Here is an 18,048-nt window from a genome sequence, read left to right as displayed (position 1 = left end):
CGCATGCCCTCATCCTGCACCCGGGCGCCGATCCGTGCGCGACGACTCACCCCGCCCTGTGCGACGAGCCCCGGGCGGAGACGCGCTGCGGGTGGGTGCGTCAGTACGGCTCGCGGACGACGCGGTCCACCCGGCGGTGGAACCGCATGCCGGCGATGCCGCCGAGGACGGCACCGACGAGGGCGATCAGCAGGGCCACCACCAGTGCCACGGCACCGGCGGTCGTCAGGGTGCTGACGTGCATGGGCAGCCGCGGGAAGCTGTTGAGCCGCCCGAGGACGTCGTACCTGCTCCCAGCCACCGCACCGATGACACCCACGACCACGGCGACCACGACCGACCACAGCCAGACGGCAACTCCCTGACGTGCTCCGTTGAAGCGGGCCATGCGACCGGCCACGTATCCGCCGCAGTAGTAGCTCACGAGCAGGATGACAGCAATGGCGACCGCGCCGGCGATGCCCACCGTCCTGGCGTTGCCTGCAGCCTGGTCGGCCGCCGTCGTCGCGTTCGTGCCCGTCTCGAGCCCGACGGCGGTGCCCGCGGCGGCCAGCACCGCGGTGAGGAGCACCGCCAGGCCCATCGCGCTGAGCCAGCCGAAGAAGGCCGAGCCCGCCTTGACGCCGCCGTACCGGCTGGCGCCTGGCGCGAGCCCGTCGTCGACGGCATACCCCCGGTCGTCCCGCACCACCTCGTCGCGGCGGGCGTACCGCCCGTCGTCCACTACGTCCTCGCGGCGCGCGAGCCGCTCGTCGCGCACGCCGCTCCTCTCGTCCCGAATGTCGCTCATGCCGTGCACCTCCCGTGGGGGCGCGGACGGTCGTCGGACGTATGCCGCGAGCGCCGCGTCACCGGTGTACCTGCCCGCTCGGGGCCAGGGCGAAACGTGTGCCCCCCAACTTCGCTGCCGGCAGACCCGTACCCCGGAGGGGGGCTGCCTCGTTGAGCGGTCGGGTGAGGCCACGGAGCTGTGTGTCCCCGGCGTCGCACCCACGCGCGAGCCCACCCCCCGGGGCTCGTCCCCCAAGACCGAGGAGCCGCACGCATGGTGTCATCCGTCTTCGCCCGCCTCCGCCCACGCCCACGGCTCGCGGCCCTGGCCGTCGCTTGCGTCGTGGGTGGCCTCGTCGCCGCCGCGCCGGCGCTCGCCGCGACCCCCGCCTCGGGGACCGTCTCGGACACGAGCACCAGCACCCAGTGGACCGCCGGCCCGTTCGCACTGGCGAACGTCGCCGGGACGACGGGCTCGGTGACCTGCGGCCCGCAGCTCTGTGACGACTTCGCCCTGCACGTCTCGACCCCCAGCGGGTACGGCGACAGCCACCAGCTGACGGTCAAGGTGGGCTGGGCCAACGCCGCCGCCGACTTCGACATCTACCTGCTCGACTCCAGCGGGGCCGTCGTCGCGTCGTCCGCGTCGAGTGCCGACCCCGAGGTCATGGTGGTCCCGCCGACGAGCGGCGACTACACCGTGCGCGTCGTCCCGTACGCCCCGCTGGGGGAGTCGGTCACCGGGACCGCCACGCTCACCGACATCGCGCCGAACCCGGCGCCGAGCACGGCCACGCCGCCGACCTACAGCCAGTACGGGGCGCCCCAGTCCTTCGCCCAGGCCCACAACGCGGGTGAGCCGTCGATCGGCAGCAGCCACAAGACCGGCTCGACCTTCTACCAGGCGCTCTACGACACGTACAAGGCGACGTGGGACGACAGCACCACCCCGTCGAAGGTCACCTGGACGGACGTGTCGGCCACGCCCACCAACGGCTGCCTGACCGGCGGCTCGACCTCCCTCGACCCGATCGGGTTCACCGACCCCACGACGGGTCGCGTCTTCGAGAGCCAGCTGGCCGGCAAGACCTCGCTGATGTGCTACTCCGACGACGAGGGCAAGACGTGGTCGCCGAGCCAGGGCGGCGGCATCAACTCGGGTGTCGACCACCAGACGGTCGGCGGGGGCCCCTACTCGCCCAACGGGGTCGGCGCCCTGCCGACCTCCACGTACCCCAACGCGGTCTACTACTGCAGCCAGGACATCGCCGACGCGAGCTGTGCCTCGAGCCACGACGGCGGCACCACCTTCGGGCCGGCCGTCCCGATGTACTCCCTGCTCGACTGCGGTGGACTGCACGGCCACGTCAAGGTCGCCCCCGACGGCACGGTCTACGTCCCGAACAAGTCGTGTGGCGGCAACCAGGCCGTTGCCGTCTCCGAGGACGGCGGCACCACGTGGTCGGTCCGCAAGGACCCGGCCAGCACCGCCGGCGACTCCGACCCCAGCGTCGGCATCGGCTCCAAGGGCACGGTCTACATGGGGTACCAGGCCGCCGACGGCACCCCGCGTGTCGCCGTGAGCCGCGACAAGGGCAAGACCTGGACCGACGACCAGAACGTCGGCGCGAGCCTCGGCATCCACAACACCGTCTTCCCGGCGGTCGTGGCCGGGGACGACGACCGCGCCTCGTTCGCCTTCATCGGCACGACGACCGGCGGCAACTACCAGGACGCCACCAACTTCAAGGGCGTCTGGCACCTCTACGTCGCCACCACCTACGACGGTGGCAAGAGCTGGGTCACGGTCGACACGACGCCGGACGACCCGGTGCAGCGCGGTTCCATCTGCACCGGCGGCACGACCTGCGGCAACGACCGCAACCTGCTCGACTTCATCGACGCCACGGTGGACCGGACCGGGCGCGTCGAGGTCGGCTACGCCGACGGGTGCACCGGCGCCTGCGCCCAGCCCGGAGGGACGCAGAACTTCGACGCGTACGCCACCATCGCGCGCCAGCAGTCCGGCAACACCCTGTACGCCGCGTACGACGCCCTGCCGAACCTGACCCCGACCACGCTGTCGGTGGCCAAGGTCTCGGGGCTCTATGCCGCGACGACGACCGTCGCGAACACGGGCAAGGCGGCTGCGTCGGGTGTCACGACCCGGCTGCTGGTCGACGGGGTCAACGTGGCGACGTCGTCCGCGGTCGACCTGGCCGCAGGGCAGTCGACCACGGTGGCCTTCCCGGGCGTGCGGCTGGGCAAGGGGACCCACACCGTCGAGGTCGTCGTCGACCCCGCGAACGTCGTCAAGGAGTCCGACGAGACCGACAACAGCCGGCAGACGCAGGTCACGCGATGACCGAGCCGGTGCGGCGGCTGCGGTCGGGTCACCGTCCCGCAGCCGCCGCGCTGGCCGTGGTGGCGGTGCTCGGCGTCGCGGCCTGCGGGACGGACGAGATGGACGTCGCGATGAAGGAGCCGGCTGCCAGCGGCAGCACGAAGGCCGCTCCCGTCTGCGCGAAGGACGCGAAGGGGGTGGACCTCCCGTCGAGCTTCCCGGCCGAGGCGAGGGTCCCGGACGGCTACGTGGTGACCGGGACCGAGGCACGCAGCGCCGGCCGCACGGTCGTCACCGCGGTGTCGCCCAAGCCGTTCAAGCAGACCCTGGCCGAGATGCAGCAGGCCTACTCCAGCCGCGGCTGGAGGCCGTCGGAGGGTGAGGTCGAGGCGCGCGACGCCGAGTCGAACTTCGCCGGCAACGGGCTGCGGGGTCGCTGGGCCATCCGGGAGATCCCGGCGTGCCCGTCGAACACCGCCGTGAGCGTGCTGATCGGCACGTAGCCCGATGGCTCACCGGGACCGGTGAACCGGGCGGTAGCGGGCCTCGTGTACCGGGTGGCGCCCCGCGTCCCGTGGGGCGCCACCGACCCGGGAGGTAGCCCATGCCACGCATCGTCCGTCGTCCCACCCCCCTGCTCGCCCTCGGCGCCGCCGTCGGTGCCGCGGTCGGGCTGCTCGCCGCCGGCGCCCCCGCCGACGCCGGCGCGCCCACGGCATACCAGCAGGTGAACCTCGTCTCGGACGTCCCGGGCCTGGCGCAGGTCACCGACCCGCACCTCGTCAACGCCTGGGGCGCCTCGTACCTCGGCGCCAGCCCGCTGTGGGTCTCCGACAACGGAGCCGACCTCACCACGCTCTACACCGGCGGGGTCGACGGCAGCCCGCAGGTGGTCGCACCCCTGGTCGTCAGCGTCCCCGGCGGCGCCCCGACCGGGCAGGTGTCGAACCCGACCACGTCCTTCGTCGTCCACGACGCGGCCGGGCACTCGGCGCCGGCCCGGTTCCTCTTCGTCGGCGAGACCGGCCACCTGAGCGGGTGGAACCCGGCCGTCGGCGGCACCGGGGCACCGCCGTCGACCCATGCCGTCGACGCCGTGGTCACGCCCGGGGCGGTCGACAAGGGGATGGCCATGGGCCAGACGGCGCAGGGGCCGCGGCTGTACGTGGCCGACTTCTCCGCCGGCACCGTCGACGTCTACGACGGGACCTTCCAGCGCGTCGCCACCACCGGTGGCTTCGCCGACCCCCAGCTGCCGAGCGGTTACGGCCCGTTCAACGTCATGGTCGCGGGGGACAGGGTCTACGTGTCCTTCGCGAAGCAGGACAGCGCGCGGCACGACGAGGTGGCAGGCCAGGGCCGTGGGCGCGTGGACGTCTTCAGCCTCGACGGCGTGCTCCTGCACAGGCTGCCCGGGCACGGGGTGCTCGACGCCCCGTGGGGCCTGACGATCGCGCCCGAGGGGTTCGGGTCGCTCTCCGGTGACCTGCTCGTGGGCAACTTCGGCGACGGCCGGATCCACGCCTTCGACCCCGCGACGCTCACCTTCGCCGGGACCGTCCGCGACGCCGCAGGCCACGCGGTCACCATCGACGGGTTGTGGGCGCTCCTGCCGGGGAACGGCACCGAGGCGTCGACGCACGACGTGCTGTTCACGGCCGGCCCGCAGGACGAGGCGCACGGCCTGCTCGGCCTGCTGCACGCCATGCCCTGACCTGCCCAGGCCCCGTTCGCGGGTGCCGCGGCCCGTTGCCCGTGGGGCACCGGGTGGTTACGCTCCGCGAGCGGGGCCGCGGCACCCGGTGGCGCACACACGCGCCTCGACCGGCAGCCGGCCCGCGACGCGACGACGGGAAGGCACGGCATGCCGGCACACGACTCCTGGCCGACCCTGGACGAGCTGGTGCAGGAGGAGGAGCGACTCGTCCTGCCCTCGCTGACCGAGGACGACGCCTGGGCCCTCGGGTGCCGCGCCGTGGACGCGGCCCGCGAGCGGTCGCTGCCCGTCGCCATCGGCATCTGGCGTGGCCGGCACCAGCTGTTCCACTGCGGCCTGCCCGGCTCGACCGGCGACAACGACGCGTGGCTGCGGCGCAAGGGGCGGGTCGTGATGCACTTCGAGCGATCCTCGCTGCACCTGTCGCGCCTGGTGCGTGAGCAGGGGACCACCCTCGCCGAGAAGTTCGCCCTGCCCGCGTCCCGGTATGCTGCGGCCGGTGGCGCGGTGCCGCTGCGCGTCCGGGGCGCCGGGGTCGTCGGCTGGATGGGGGCGTCGGGACTGCCGCAGGTGGAGGACCACCGGTTTGTGGTCCAGGTCCTGCTCGAGCACCTGTCCGGCGGCCCGTCCGCGTGATCGGCGCCCGGTGGGGCGTCACCGAGGCCGAGGCGCGGCTGCCCTTCGCCTGCGACGACCTGGTCGGCCGCCGTCCCGCGCTCGAGGCGTGGCGCGGCGTCACCGTCGACGCACCGCCGGCGGTGGTGTGGCCCTGGGTGGGGCAGGTCCGTGTCGCGCGGTACTCCTACGACTGGCTGGACAACCTCGGCCGCCGGTCCCCGCGCCACCTCGCGGGACTGCCGGAGCCACGGGTCGGGGAACCGTTCACCCGGTCCGGCGGCCGGCCGCTCGGGCGCGTGGTCGCGGTGGACCCGGGTCGCCAGCTGACCGGTGAGGTCCTCGGCGCATACCTCTCCTACCTGCTGGTCCCGGTGGGGGAGCGTGGCACCCGGCTCCTGCTCAAGGTCGTCATGGACACGAGCCCCGTGCTGGCGCCGCTCCTGTCCGCCGGGGACCTCGTCATGGCGCGGCGGCAGCTGATCAACCTCAAGGCCCGAGCGGAGGCCGGCGCCTCGTCCTGAGCGCCCGCGACCACCCGCCCTGCGTCCTCGGCTCAGGCTCACGAAGCTTGGGCGACCTGTCCGTCCTCCAGTCCTGCCTCGGCCAGCGGCTGTCGTGCCCCGCCACGGACGTCGGCCGCCCCGAGCCGCGCCGCGTCCGCCGTCAGGTCGTCCGGCTCGGCCTGGGACTGCCTCTCGGCCTCCACCCGCGCGCGGTAGTGCAGCACCTCCCGTTCCGCGTCCGCGCCGTCCCAGCCGAGGACGGGCCCGACGACCCGGGCGACGTCCCGGGCCGCGGCGACCCCCCGGTCCTCGGTCAGGATCGAGATGCGCGTGCGTCGGGTGAGGATGTCGTCGAGGTGCAGCGCGCCCTCGGCCGCCGCTGCGTACCAGGCCTCCACGCGGAGGTACGACGGCGCGCCGTCGACCGGTTCGCCCAGCTCGGGGTGCTCCCGCAGCGCCGCCGCGAGCTCGGTGAGCAGCGTGCCGTAACGGCGGAGCAGGTGCTCCACCCGCGCGACCTCGAGCCCGAGCTCGCGCGCGGTGACGTGTCGTCTGTTCCACGCCGCCTCGAAGCCGTCGGCTCCGATGAGCGGGACGCGCTCGGTGCACGACGGCGGGACCGGGGTACCGAGACCGTCGACGGCGGCGTCCACCGCGTCCCTCGCCATCACGCGGTAGGTGGTGTACTTGCCGCCCGCGACCATGACCAGGCCGGGAACCGGGGAGACGACCGCGTGCTCCCGGGACAGCTTGCTGGTCTCGTCGGACTCGCCGGAGAGCAGGGGCCGCAGACCGGCATACACGCCCACGACGTCCTCGAGGCGCAGCGGCGACGAGAGCACGCGGTTCGCCTGCTCCAGGAGGTAGTCGATGTCCGACCGGCTCGCAGCCGGGTGCGCCCGGTCGAGCGACCAGTCCGTGTCGGTCGTCCCGATCACCCAGTGGTCGTCCCACGGGATGATGAACAGCACCGAGGTGGCAGTGCGGGTGATGATGCCGCTCTCCGCCCGGATGCGGTCCCTCGGGACGACGAGGTGCACGCCCTTGGAGGCCCGGACCGTCAGGCCGGATGTGGTGCCCGCCAGCGTCTGGAGCTCGGAGCTCCAGACGCCGGCGGCGTTGATGGTCCGCCGGGCACGGACCTGGTGCTCCCGGCCGGTCTCCAGGTCGGTCACGACGGCGCCCACGACCCGGTCACCCTCCCGCAGGAAGCCCGTGACCCGCGCACTCGTCGCCAGCAGGGCGCCGTGCTCGGCCGCCGTCCGGGCCAGCATCATCGTGTGGCGCGCGTCGTCGACCTGTCCGTCGTGGTACTGCACCGCACCGATCAGCGAGTCGCGCTTCAGCGACGGGAACAGTGCCAGCGCCCCCCGGCGGGTCAGGTGCCGATGAGCCGGGACACCGTGCCTCCCGCCGAGGGTGTCGTACAGGGCGACCCCCACGCCGACGTACAGGCGTTCCCAGACCCGGTGCCGCAACGGGTAGAGGAACGGCACGGGTCGGGCGAGGTGCGGCGCGAGGTGGTGCAGGATCAGGGCGCGCTCCCGCAACGCCTCGCGCACCAGCCCGAAGTCCAGCTGCTCGAGGTAGCGCAGGCCGCCGTGGACCAGCTTGCTCGACCGGCTCGACGTCCCGGCGGCGTAGTCGCGGGCCTCGACCAGTCCGACCCGAAGGCCCCTGGTCGTGGCGTCGAGGGCGGCGCCCGCCCCGACCACGCCACCGCCGATGACCAGGACGTCGAGCTCCTCGGAGGCCATGGCCTCCAGGTCGTGGGCCCGCCGGTCCGGCGAGAGTCGTGCGACCGAGGCCATCGTCAGACCTCCACCCAGTCGAAGGTCCGGGTGACGGCCTTGCGCCAGCCGCGGTACCCCTCCTCGCGCTGCTCTTCCGACCACTGTGGCGTCCATCGACGGCTCTCGTTCCAGTTCTTGCGCAGCTCCTCGGGGTCCTTCCAGAACCCGACCGCGAGGCCGGCGCCGTACGCCGCGCCGAGCGCGGTCGTCTCGGCGACCACAGGACGGCTGACCGGCACGCCCAGCACGTCGGCCTGGATCTGCATGCAGAGGTTGTTCGCGGTCACGCCGCCGTCGACCTTGAGGACCTCGAGCTTGACCCCCGAGTCCTTCTCCATGGCGTCGGCGACGTCGCGGCTCTGGTAGCAGATCGACTCGAGCGTGGCCCGCGCCAGGTGCGCGTTGGTGTTGTAGCGGGAGAGGCCGACGATCGCGCCGCGGGCGTCGCTGCGCCAGTACGGCGCGAACAGCCCGGAGAACGCGGGCACGAAGTACATACCGCCGTTGTCCTCGACCTCCCGGGCGAGCATCTCGCTCTGGGCTGCGCCGGAGATGATGCCCAGCTGGTCACGAAGCCACTGCACGGCGGAGCCGGTGACTGCGATCGAGCCCTCCAGCGCGTAGACGGGGCGCTCCTTGCCGAACTGGTAGCAGACCGTGGTCAGCAGGCCGTTCCGGGACCGCACCAGCTCGTGGCCGGTGTTGAGGAGCAGGAAGTTGCCGGTGCCGTAGGTGTTCTTCGCCTCGCCGGCCCGCAGGCAGACCTGGCCGACCATCGCAGCCTGCTGGTCGCCGAGAATGGCCGAGAGCGGTACGGCCCCGCCCAGGGGGCCCGCCTCGACGGTCCGGCCGTAGAGGTCCGGGTCCGACGACGGCCGGATCTCGGGCAGCATCTGCCGGGGGATGCCGAACATCTCGAGCAGCTCGTCGTCCCAGTCGAGTGTCTCGAGGTCCATCAGCATGGTCCGGCTCGCGTTGGTCACGTCGGTCACGTGGACGCCTCCGCGGGTACCACCCGTGAGGTTCCACATGAGCCAGCAATCGGTGGTGCCGAAGAGGGCATCCCCCTTCTCGGCGGCCTCGCGAACCCCGGGGACGTTCTCGAGGATCCACTGGATCTTGCCGCCGGAGAAGTAGGTGGCCGGGGGCAGTCCGGCCTTGCGCCGGATGACGTCGCCACGGCCGTCGCGGTCGAGCGCGGCAGCGATGTGGTCGGTGCGCGTGTCCTGCCACACGATCGCGTTGTAGTAAGGCCGCCCGGTTCGGCGGTTCCACACGACCGTGGTCTCACGCTGGTTGGTGATGCCGAGGGCAGCGAGGTCCCCGGCACAGAGCCCGTGCCGGCCGAGGGCGGTCTGGATCACCGACGCCGTCCGGTCCCAGATCTCCACGGGGTTGTGCTCGACCCAGCCCGGCTTCGGCATGATCTGCTCGTGCTCGAGCTGGTGGCGCCCCACCTCGTTGCCCGAGTGGTCGAAGATCATGAAGCGGGTGCTGGTGGTGCCCTGGTCGACGGCTCCGACGAAGTCAGCCATGGTGTTCTCCTTTGAACGCTGGGATGTGGGTTTGGGCTCTGAGAGCCGGGGTCAGGACAGCCTCTGCGAGCCGGCAGCGACGGCCGGCTGGGGAGCGGTCGCCTCGGCGGGGATCTCGCCCGGCTCCTGCGGGCCCTCGACGGGGAGGAAGCGGCCGATGAGCAGGCGGTACGCGCCCGCGCCGAGCAGGCCGCCGACGAGCGGGCCGACGATGGGCACCCAGAAGTAGAGCTCGCCACGCTGGTCGGAGAACGCCGTGCCGTAGCCGGTCAGGAACGACGCGAGTCGGGGCCCGAAGTCACGGGCCGGGTTGATGGCGTAGCCGGCATTGGTGCCCCAGGCCATGCCGATCCCCACGACGAGCAGTCCGACGACCACCGGCGCGATCCAGGACACGGGTGCGTCGTTGCGGGCGTCGGTGACGGCCATGATGAGGAAGAGCAGGATCGCCGTTCCGACGACCTGGTCGATGAGGGCGGTCTGCAGGCTCACGTCGAGCGCGCCGTTGCCGGGCAGGGTCGAGAAGATGCCCTGGGTCTTGAGGGTGAAGCCGGGGTCCACGGCCGAGATGGCGTCGGCATACACGAACCGCACGACGAGCGCCGCGACGAAGGCGCCCGCGACCTGGGCGATGGAGTAGGGAAGCACCTTGCGCCAGCTGAAGCCAGCGAAGGCGGCGAGGGCAACCGTGACCGCCGGGTTGAGGTGGGCCCCGCTGATCCGCGCGGCGGTGTAGACGCCGAAGGTCACGCCCAGGCCCCAGGCCCACGCGATCGAGTCGTGGTCGCCGAGGGCGCCATGGCCCGTCACGACCTGGGCGACGACGCCCACACCGAAGAGAATGAGAATGCAGGTTCCGGCGAACTCGGCGAAAAGCTCGCCGGTGATCGAAGCCTCGTCCTTGAGGTCCATGTCCACTCCTTGATCGGGTCCATCCCGGGTTCGGATGGGTCGGGACGGTAGGAGCGGGAGAGCAGCCGGACAATTGCGGACGTTCGGCATCGTCGAACGGCAAGCCGTTCGATATCGCCGAACGTCGTCCTGTGTCGGACATGTCCGGGCGGACGTAACCTGCCGATTGTGTCGGGCACCATCCAGTCGGTGGAACGAGCCGCCGCCATCCTGCGGGCACTGGCCATGGAGGCCGAGCCCGCGGCGCTGTCGGAGGTCGCGCTCGCCGTGGACCTTCCCAAGCCCACGACGCACGGGCTGCTGCGCACGCTGTGCTCGTCGGGGCTGGTGGAGCAGGACGAGTCCACGGGCGGCTACACACTGAGCCCGGAGGTCGTCCTGATGGGGTCGCAGCGTATCGACCCGAACGAGCTGCGCTCGCGCGCCCTCAACTGGACCGACGCGCTGGCTGCACGGACCGGTGAGGCCGTCCGCCTCGGGGCACTGTCACGCAGCTCGGTGCTGGTGGTGCACCACGTCTTCCGGGCCGACACCCCCGGTCAGGTCATCGAGACGGGGGCACGTCTGCCGTTGCACGCCACGGCCCTCGGGAAGGTGCTGCTCGCGTTCGACCCCAGCGCCGTCCGTGCGCTGCCGGGACGTGACCTCGAGGCGTACACGTACCGCACAGGCACCGACCGCTCCGCGTTGCTGCGGCAGCTCGCCGACGTCCGGGACACCGGCTGGTCGGCAACCGTCGACGAGCACGTGCCGGGGGTGGCGGAGGTGGCCGCGGTGGTGCGCGACCGGGGTGGCTACGCCGTCGCCGCCGTGGGCGTGGTCGGCCGGGTCGACTCCGTCTGCGACGGACTGCTGCGACCCCGGCAGGAGCTTGTGGACGAGGTGCTCGCGGCGGGCCGCTCCATCTCCCGGGAGCTCGGCCACGGGCGCGAGCCGTGACCGCGCGCTACGTCGCCGCCATCGACCAGGGAACGACCTCCACGCGCTGCATCCTCTACGACCGTCAGGGGCGCCTCGTGGCGGTGGCGCAACGGCCGCACCACCAGTACTACCCGCACCCGGGGTGGGTCGAGCACGACGCGGCGGAGATATGGGACATCACCCGCGCCGTCGTGCCGGAGGCGCTGCAGCAGGCCGGCGCCGACCCCCACGACGTCGTCGCCCTCGGCGTCACGAACCAGCGCGAGACCGTCGTGGTCTGGGACAGGCACACAGGGCAGCCACTCCACCGCGCGATCGTGTGGCAGGACACCCGGACCGCCGGGCTGCTGGCGCAGATCCGGGACGAGCTGCCCGAGTCGGAGATCGTCGCCCGCTCCGGCCTGCCCCTCGTCACGTACTTCTCCGGCTCCAAGCTGCGCTGGCTGGCGCAGGAGGTCCCAGGGCTGCGCGAGCAGATGGACGCGGGACAGGTGCTCGTGGGGACGATGGACACCTGGATCCTGTGGAACCTCACCGGGGGGACGTCCGGCGGGGTGCACGTCACCGACGTGACCAACGCCAGCCGGACCATGCTGATGAACCTCACCACCCTCGACTGGGACGACGAGCTCCTCGCCGTCATGGGCGTGCCCCGGGCCGCACTGCCACGGATCGTCCCTTCGTTGGGGGTGCTCGGGGACACGGTCGACCCCGTGGCAGGAATCCCTGTGGCGGCGGTCATCGGCGACCAGCAGGCCTCCCTGTTCGGGCAGACGGCCTTCGACCCCGGCGAGGCCAAGTGCACCTTCGGCACGGGTAGCTTCCTGCTGCTCAACACCGGCACGGAGCTGGTGCGGTCGCGCCACGGCCTCATCAGCACCGTCGCCCACAAGATCGACGGCGAACCAGTCGTCTACGCGCTGGAGGGCGCCGTGGCGGTGGCGGGCGCGCTCGTGCAGTGGTGTCGCGACAACCTGGGGCTCATCCGCTCGCCGGCCGAGATCGAGACACTCGCCCTCTCGGTGCCGGACAACGGCGGCTGTTACCTGGTGCCGGCGTTCTCGGGTCTGTTCGCGCCACACTGGGAGGCACGGGCCCGTGGGCTCGTGGTCGGCCTGACGTCGTACGCGACCAAGGGTCACCTCGCGCGTGCGGTGCTGGAGGCGACGGCCTGGCAGACGCGTGAGGTCGTCGACGCCATGAACAGTGATGCCGAGGTGCCGCTGACCTCACTGGCCGTCGACGGGGGCATGACAGCGAACAACCTGCTCATGCAGTACGTCAGCGACGTGCTGGACGTCCCGGTCGTGCGTCCCATGATGGCCGAGACCGTGGCGCTGGGTGCCGCTTATGCCGCCGGCCTGGCGGTGGGGTTCTGGCCGGACAAGCGGGTCCTGCGGTCCAACTGGCACCAGGCGGCGGAGTGGCGGGCCCAGATGGACCGCCACGCCGTCGACCGCGAGTACCGGCGCTGGTGCGAGGCCGTGCAGCTCGCCCTCCAGTGGGGTCGCTCGGGCACCCACGACGACAACTGACCCATCCGGGCCATCGGCGGACGCCCGCTCCTCACAGCCACGGCGCCGCGCTGAGAGGGACTTGTTACGGATGCTTTACGGCGTCCGGCGAGACGTGAAACACCGGCTCCCCATCCTGGCGGGACAGTCGGCCGGAGACCTCCGGCCCTCCCGACAAGGAGGCACCGATGTCCTCTCCCACCAGCGAGCACCTCAACGCGCCGCAGGTCCCGGCGGCCGTCGAGGTCCTGCCCGGCGCCCCCGGGCCCGACGTGAGCCGGACCCCGCAGCCGGTCCACCGGGCCGGTCGGTGGATCGACCACTGGGACCCCGAGGACGCCACCTTCTGGCGTGGCGGCGGTCGCCGCATCGCCCGGCGGAACCTGGCCTTCTCGGTGCTCGCGGAGCTCCTGGGGTTCTGCGTCTGGGCGCTGTGGAGCGTGGTCGTGCCCCTGCTGCCGGCGGCCGGCTTCGACCTCAGCCTGGACCAGCAGTTCTGGCTGATCGCCGTGCCCAGCCTGGTCGGCGCGACGCTGCGCATCCCCTACACCTTCGCCGTGCCCGCCTTCGGCGGCCGCAACTGGACGGTCGCCAGCGCGCTGCTCCTGCTGGTCCCCGCGAGCACCTTGGCCTGGGTCGTCACCCAGCCGGGGACGCCGTTCGGCGTGCTGCTCGCCTGCGCCGCGCTCGCCGGATTCGGCGGTGGCAACTTCGCCTCGTCGATGACGAACATCTCGTTCTTCTTCCCCGAGGCGGAGAAGGGAAAGGCGTTGGGGCTCAACGCCGCCGGCGGCAACCTCGGGACCGGGGTGGTGCAGCTGGTCGTCCCTGCAGTCGTCGCCGTCGGGGCAGGGGTGCACCTGGAGCGGGCCGGGCTGCTGTTCGTGCCGCTGGCCGTGCTCGCGGCCGTCGGGGCGTGGCGGTACATGGACAACCTCACCGGCGTCCGCGCCGACTACCGCAGCTTCGCCGTCGCCCTGCGCAACCGCCACACCTGGCTCATCTCCTTCCTCTACATCGGGACGTTCGGCTCCTTCATCGGGTATGCCGGTGCCTTCCCCACGCTCCTCAAGACCCAGTTCCCGGGTGCCCCGCTGCAGTTGGCGTTCCTCGGGGCGCTCGTGGGTGCCCTGGCACGCCCGCTCGGGGGAGTCGTCGCCGACCGGCTCGGTGGTGCGCGCATCACCATCGCGTCGTTCGCCGTGCTGGCCGCCGGTGCCGTGGGCGCGGTGGTCGCGCTTCGCACGCACGACTTCGCCCTGTTCTTCGCCGCCTTCATGGTGCTGTTCGCCGGCGCCGGGGTCGGCAACGGCGCGACATACCGGATGATCCCGGCGGTGTTCCGGGCCGGTGCCGACGGTGCGGAGCAGCTCGGTGCCGCCCGCAAGGCCGCCGCCGGTTGCATCGGCATCGCCGGTGCGGTGGGTGCCTACGGCGGGTTCCTCATCCCGCGCGGCTTCGCCGTGGCCAAGGCCGCCTACGGCTCGCTCGTGCCCGCGCTGTGGGTCTTCGTCGCCGCGTATGCCGTGATGGCCGCCGCCACGTGGGCGGTCTACCAGCGCCGGGGCTCGGCCCTGGCCCGCGAGTCGATCTGAGGGAGCGCCGTGCCTGCCGCGACACCCGTCGCCACCCACTGCCCCTACTGCGCCCTGCAGTGCGCGCAGTCCCTCACGCCGACCGGTTCCACCGTCGAGGTCGCCGGACGCGAGTTCCCCACCAACCGGGGCGGGCTGTGCCAGAAGGGCTGGACGAGCGCGAGCCTGCTCACCGCGCCCGACCGGCTGGTGACGCCGCTGGTGCGTGGCGCGGACGGTGAGCTCGTCCCCACCGACTGGGCCGAGGCGCTCGACCTCGTCGCCGCGCGGCTCGCCCGGCTCCGCGCCGAGGACGGCCCCGACGCCGTGGCCGTCTTCGGTGGCGGGGGCCTCACGAACGAGAAGGCCTACCAGCTGGGCAAGTTCGCGCGCGTGGCCCTCGGGACGAGGAACATCGACTACAACGGCAGGTTCTGCATGAGCAGCGCCGCGGCGGCCGCCAACCGGTCGCTGGGGCTGGACCGCGGCCTCCCGTTCCCGCTGGCCGACCTCGGGGGAGCGGAGGCCGTGCTGCTGCTCGGCAGCAACCTCGCCGAGACCATGCCCCCTGCCGTCGGCCACCTCGCGGGCGTCCGGTCCCGCGGCGGTCTCGTCGTCGTGGACCCCCGGCGCAGCGCCACCGCCGACCTGGCGGCTGACGGGCAGGGCCTGCACCTGCAGCCGCTGCCCGGGACGGACCTCGTCGTCCTGCTCGCGCTCCTGCACGTCGTCCTCGGCGAGGGACTCGCCGACACGGCATACCTCGCCTCGCGGGTCTCCGGCCTCGAGGGGGTGCGGCGCGGCGCCGCCCTGTGGTGGCCGGAGCGGGCCGAGCAGGTCTGCGGCGTTCCCGCGGCCCACCTGCGCCACACCGCGCGCCTGCTTGCCGCAGCGAGTCCGTCGCGGGGCGGGGCGGGCGCCTACGTGCTCACCGGCCGTGGCGTGGAGCAGTCCCGGCAGGGCACGGACACGGTCACCGCGGCCCTCAACCTCGCCCTCGCGCTCGGCCTGCCGGGGCGCGTCGGCAGCGGGTACGGCGCGCTGACCGGCCAGGGGAACGGGCAGGGCGGGCGCGAGCACGGCCAGAAGGCCGACCAGCTGCCGGGGTACCGGAGCATCGAGGACCTCGCCGCGCGCGCCCACGTGGCCGCGGTGTGGGGTGTGGACCCCGCGTCGCTGCCCGGCAAGGGCGTCGCGGCGGTGGAGCTGCTCGACTCGCTGGGGCGTCCCGGTGGGCCCCGGGCCCTGCTCGTCCACGGTGCCAACCCGGTGGTCAGCGCGCCGGACGCGACCCGGGTGCGCGAGCGGCTGGCGGCCCTCGACCTGCTGGTCGTCTGCGACGTCGTGCCGTCGGAGACCGCGCGCCTCGCCGACGTCGTGCTGCCGGTGACCCAGTGGGCCGAGGAGGAGGGGACCATGACGTCCCTGGAGGGCAGGGTGCTGCGCCGGCGCAAGGCTGTCGAGCCGCCACCCGGCGTGCGGTCAGAGCTCTGGGTGTGGGCCGAGCTGGCCCGGCGCCTCGGGTCGCCGGGACGCTGGAGCACGGATGCCGCCGAGGTGTTCGACGAGCTGGCCCGGGCCTCCGCCGGGGGCCGAGCGGACTACGGCGGCCTGAGCCACGAGCGGCTCGACCGCGAGGAGGCGCTGCACTGGCCGGTGCCGACCGGTCCCGGTGGGGACACGGTCCACCCGGGCACGCCCAGGCTGTTCCTCGACGGCTTCCCGACGTCGGACGGGCGGGCGCGCATGGTCGCGGTCGACCACGTGGGGCCCTCCGACGACCTGCGCCCCGACGCCCCCGTGTACCTGGTCACGGGCCGGGTCCTGCAGCACTACCAGTCCGGGGCCCAGACCCGCCGGGTGCCCGAGCTGCGCTCCGCCGTGCCACATCCGTTCGTCGAGGTGCACCCGCTCCTCGCCGCGCGGCTCGGCGTCGAGCCCGGCGCGCTCCTGCGGGTCGCGAGCGCCCGGGGCGTCGCCACCGCGCAGGCACGGGTCACCGACAGGGTGCGGCCCGACACCGTCTTCATGCCGTTCCACTGGAGCGGACCCGGCAGCGTCAACCGCGTCACGTCGGCCGCCACCGACCCGGTGTCCGGGATGCCCGAGCTCAAGGTGTGCGCGGTGGACGTGACCGCCCACGACGCGGCCGGCGGGGCCGCCGGCGCGGGCGGTGGGGCCGCCGGCGCGGGCGGTGGGGCCGCCGCCGCGCAGGGCGACGGTGCGGCTGCAGCGGGCGGCCCCAGGGACGCCCGCCAGGGAGCGCTGCGATGAGGCTCGTCGTCGTGGGCCACGGCATGGTCGGGTCTCGCTTCGTCGAGGACCTGCTCGCGGCCGACCACGCCGGCAAGTACGAGGTCACGGTGCTGGGCGCGGAGGCGTGCGAGCCGTACAACCGTGTCCTGCTCAGCGAGGTCGTCGCGGGTGCGTACGACCTCGCCGCCCTCACCCTCCCGACGCCCGCGCACCCGCGCCTCACCGTGCGACGCGGAAGTGCCGCCGTCTCCCTCGACCGCGAGGACCGGGTGGTGGTGGACTCCGACGGGCTCCGGCACCGCTACGACCAGCTGGTGCTGGCGACCGGTGCGGTGGCCCGCATCCCGCCGCTCGCCGGGCTCGGCACGGACCCCCGCTCGCTCGTCCCGGGCGTGCACGCCCTGCGGACCATCGACGACGCCCGCGAGATCGTGGCCGCGACGTGCAACGCGACGAGCGCCGTCGTGCTCGGTGCCGGTGTCCTGGGCCTGGAGGTCGCGTGCGGCCTGGCCCGGCGCGGCTGCGAGGTCACCGTCGTGCACCCGGCCCCGGCGATGATGGAGCGCCAGCTCGACGGCGCGGCCAGCCATGCCCTCGAAGGGGCGATGAGCCGGCTGGGGATCGCCCACCGGGTCGGCGTCGGCGCCGACGGCGTCCGCATCGAGCGTGGCCGTCTCCGTGGCGTGCACCTCGCCGGCGGCGAGGTCCTGCCCGCCGACCTCCTGGTGGTCGCGACGGGCACCGTCGTCGACACGTCGCTGGCATCGGCCGCCGGCCTCCCGACCGGTCGCGGCGTGCTGGTCGGGGCCGACCTGGCCAGCCCCGCGGACCGCAGGGTGTTCGCGATCGGGGACTGCGCCCAGCCCCCGGAGGGCGGGACCGGGCTCGTCGCCCAGGGGTGGGAGCAGGCGCGCCGCCTTGCAGCGGCCCTCACGGCCGGGACGGGCGAGGCGGTGGCCGGCCCACCGGTCCCCGCCGTGCCCACCGCCGTGCCCACCGCTGTGCCCACCGCCGGGACGTCGGCCTCGGGCACGGACGTCGTCCGGCTCAAGGCGCACGGCCTCGACGTCGTCGCCATGGGCGTCTGCGGCAGTGCCCGACCCGACGACCCGGCGCTGCGCAGCCTGCGCCTGAGCGACCCCGGTGCCGGCCGCCACGTGGAGGTCGTCGTGTCCGGCGACCGGCTGGTCGGCGCCACGTGCGTCGGTGCCGGGCAGGTCGCGGCCGACCTCGTCGCGGCGTACACCCGGCGTACGCCACTGCCGGCCGACCCGGCACACCTCCTCCTGCCGACCCTCGCACCCGCGCGCAGCCACACCTCCGCCGCGGACCCCGCGTCGCTGCCCGACGACGCCACGGTGTGCCGCTGCAACGGCGTCAGCAAGGGCGCCATCACCAGGGCGGTGCGCGACGGCGCGCAGTCGCTCGACGAGGTCGCCCGGGGCACCCGGGCGACGACCGGGTGCGGCGGGTGCACCGACGACGTGTGCGCCCTGGTCGATGCCCTCGCACCTCACCGCGTCCGTTCCGAGCCGGTGAAAACCGTTTAACGAAGGGGAAACACATGTTCCACAGCACCGAAACCACGGC

Annotated in this window: 14 protein-coding genes; 10 read left to right on the top strand and 4 right to left on the bottom strand. The window is 73.4% G+C overall.

Translation table 11 applies throughout. The features are described 5' to 3' along the window. Positions 1 to 100: 100 nt before the first annotated feature. Positions 101 to 790, bottom strand: coding sequence for a hypothetical protein (locus ACFUC1_RS00365; RefSeq protein ID WP_379115890.1), 690 nt, complete (start codon positions 788 to 790; stop codon positions 101 to 103). A 255-nt stretch (positions 791 to 1,045) separates the two neighbouring features. On the opposite strand from ACFUC1_RS00365, the gene ACFUC1_RS00360 reads away from it, so the two are divergent. From ACFUC1_RS00360 to ACFUC1_RS00340, 5 genes are all read left to right on the top strand, one after another. Further along, positions 1,046 to 3,136, top strand: coding sequence for a CARDB domain-containing protein (locus ACFUC1_RS00360; RefSeq protein WP_379115889.1), 2,091 nt, complete (start codon positions 1,046 to 1,048; stop codon positions 3,134 to 3,136). Continuing rightward, on the top strand, positions 3,133 to 3,618 hold the full coding sequence (locus tag ACFUC1_RS00355) for a hypothetical protein (protein ID WP_379115888.1): 486 nt from the start codon (positions 3,133 to 3,135) through the stop codon (positions 3,616 to 3,618). Before ACFUC1_RS00360 ends, ACFUC1_RS00355 begins: the two co-directional genes overlap by 4 nt. 101 nt (positions 3,619 to 3,719) lie before the next feature. Further along, a complete protein-coding gene (locus tag ACFUC1_RS00350; protein ID WP_379115887.1) occupies positions 3,720 to 4,829 on the top strand; it encodes a TIGR03118 family protein in 1,110 nt (369 codons plus the stop codon). Between the two features lie 150 nt (positions 4,830 to 4,979). Next, complete coding sequence (locus ACFUC1_RS00345) at positions 4,980 to 5,468, top strand: heme-degrading domain-containing protein (protein ID WP_379115886.1); 489 nt, start codon at positions 4,980 to 4,982, stop codon at positions 5,466 to 5,468. Beyond that, positions 5,465 to 5,971 (top strand): SRPBCC family protein, encoded by a 507-nt coding sequence (locus ACFUC1_RS00340; protein ID WP_379115885.1) that lies wholly within the window; start codon positions 5,465 to 5,467, stop codon positions 5,969 to 5,971. Before ACFUC1_RS00345 ends, ACFUC1_RS00340 begins: the two co-directional genes overlap by 4 nt. A gap of 38 nt (positions 5,972 to 6,009) precedes the next feature. On the opposite strand, the gene ACFUC1_RS00335 is transcribed toward ACFUC1_RS00340, so the two are convergent. Genes ACFUC1_RS00335 through ACFUC1_RS00325 form a run of 3 tightly spaced genes read right to left on the bottom strand, consistent with a single transcriptional unit; the run spans position 6,010 to position 10,193 of the window. Further along, positions 6,010 to 7,764, bottom strand: a complete 1,755-nt coding sequence (locus ACFUC1_RS00335; protein ID WP_379115884.1) for a glycerol-3-phosphate dehydrogenase/oxidase — start codon at positions 7,762 to 7,764, stop codon at positions 6,010 to 6,012. Positions 7,765 to 7,766: 2 nt separating this feature from the next. Further along, positions 7,767 to 9,281, bottom strand: a complete 1,515-nt coding sequence (gene glpK, locus ACFUC1_RS00330; RefSeq protein WP_379115883.1) for a glycerol kinase GlpK — start codon at positions 9,279 to 9,281, stop codon at positions 7,767 to 7,769. A 51-nt stretch (positions 9,282 to 9,332) separates the two neighbouring features. Then, positions 9,333 to 10,193: an MIP/aquaporin family protein gene (locus tag ACFUC1_RS00325; RefSeq protein ID WP_379115882.1), complete on the bottom strand. Its 861-nt coding sequence runs from the start codon at positions 10,191 to 10,193 to the stop codon at positions 9,333 to 9,335. Positions 10,194 to 10,361: 168 nt separating this feature from the next. Between ACFUC1_RS00325 and ACFUC1_RS00320 the strand changes: the two genes are divergently transcribed. From ACFUC1_RS00320 to ACFUC1_RS00300, 5 genes are all read left to right on the top strand, one after another. Next, positions 10,362 to 11,132, top strand: a complete 771-nt coding sequence (locus tag ACFUC1_RS00320) for an IclR family transcriptional regulator (protein WP_379115881.1) — start codon at positions 10,362 to 10,364, stop codon at positions 11,130 to 11,132. Continuing rightward, positions 11,129 to 12,649: a glycerol kinase GlpK gene (gene glpK, locus ACFUC1_RS00315; RefSeq protein WP_379115880.1), complete on the top strand. Its 1,521-nt coding sequence runs from the start codon at positions 11,129 to 11,131 to the stop codon at positions 12,647 to 12,649. The genes ACFUC1_RS00320 and glpK (ACFUC1_RS00315) overlap by 4 nt, the downstream gene beginning before the upstream one ends. A gap of 167 nt (positions 12,650 to 12,816) precedes the next feature. Beyond that, a complete protein-coding gene (locus ACFUC1_RS00310) occupies positions 12,817 to 14,223 on the top strand; it encodes an MFS transporter (RefSeq protein WP_379115879.1) in 1,407 nt (468 codons plus the stop codon). 9 nt (positions 14,224 to 14,232) lie between these two features. Beyond that, entirely contained in the window at positions 14,233 to 16,476 is a 2,244-nt protein-coding gene (locus ACFUC1_RS00305) for a molybdopterin oxidoreductase family protein (RefSeq protein WP_379115878.1), read from the top strand. Continuing rightward, positions 16,473 to 18,008, top strand: coding sequence for an FAD-dependent oxidoreductase (locus ACFUC1_RS00300; protein ID WP_379115877.1), 1,536 nt, complete (start codon positions 16,473 to 16,475; stop codon positions 18,006 to 18,008). The genes ACFUC1_RS00305 and ACFUC1_RS00300 overlap by 4 nt, the downstream gene beginning before the upstream one ends. Positions 18,009 to 18,048 lie beyond the last annotated feature (40 nt).

The sequence above is a fragment of the Pedococcus sp. NPDC057267 genome (genome assembly GCF_042668795.1).
In the GTDB taxonomy this organism is placed as follows: domain Bacteria; phylum Actinomycetota; class Actinomycetes; order Actinomycetales; family Dermatophilaceae; genus Pedococcus.
Note: the sequence above shows the minus strand (reverse complement) of the source record. Positions and strands in the feature narration are given on the sequence as shown.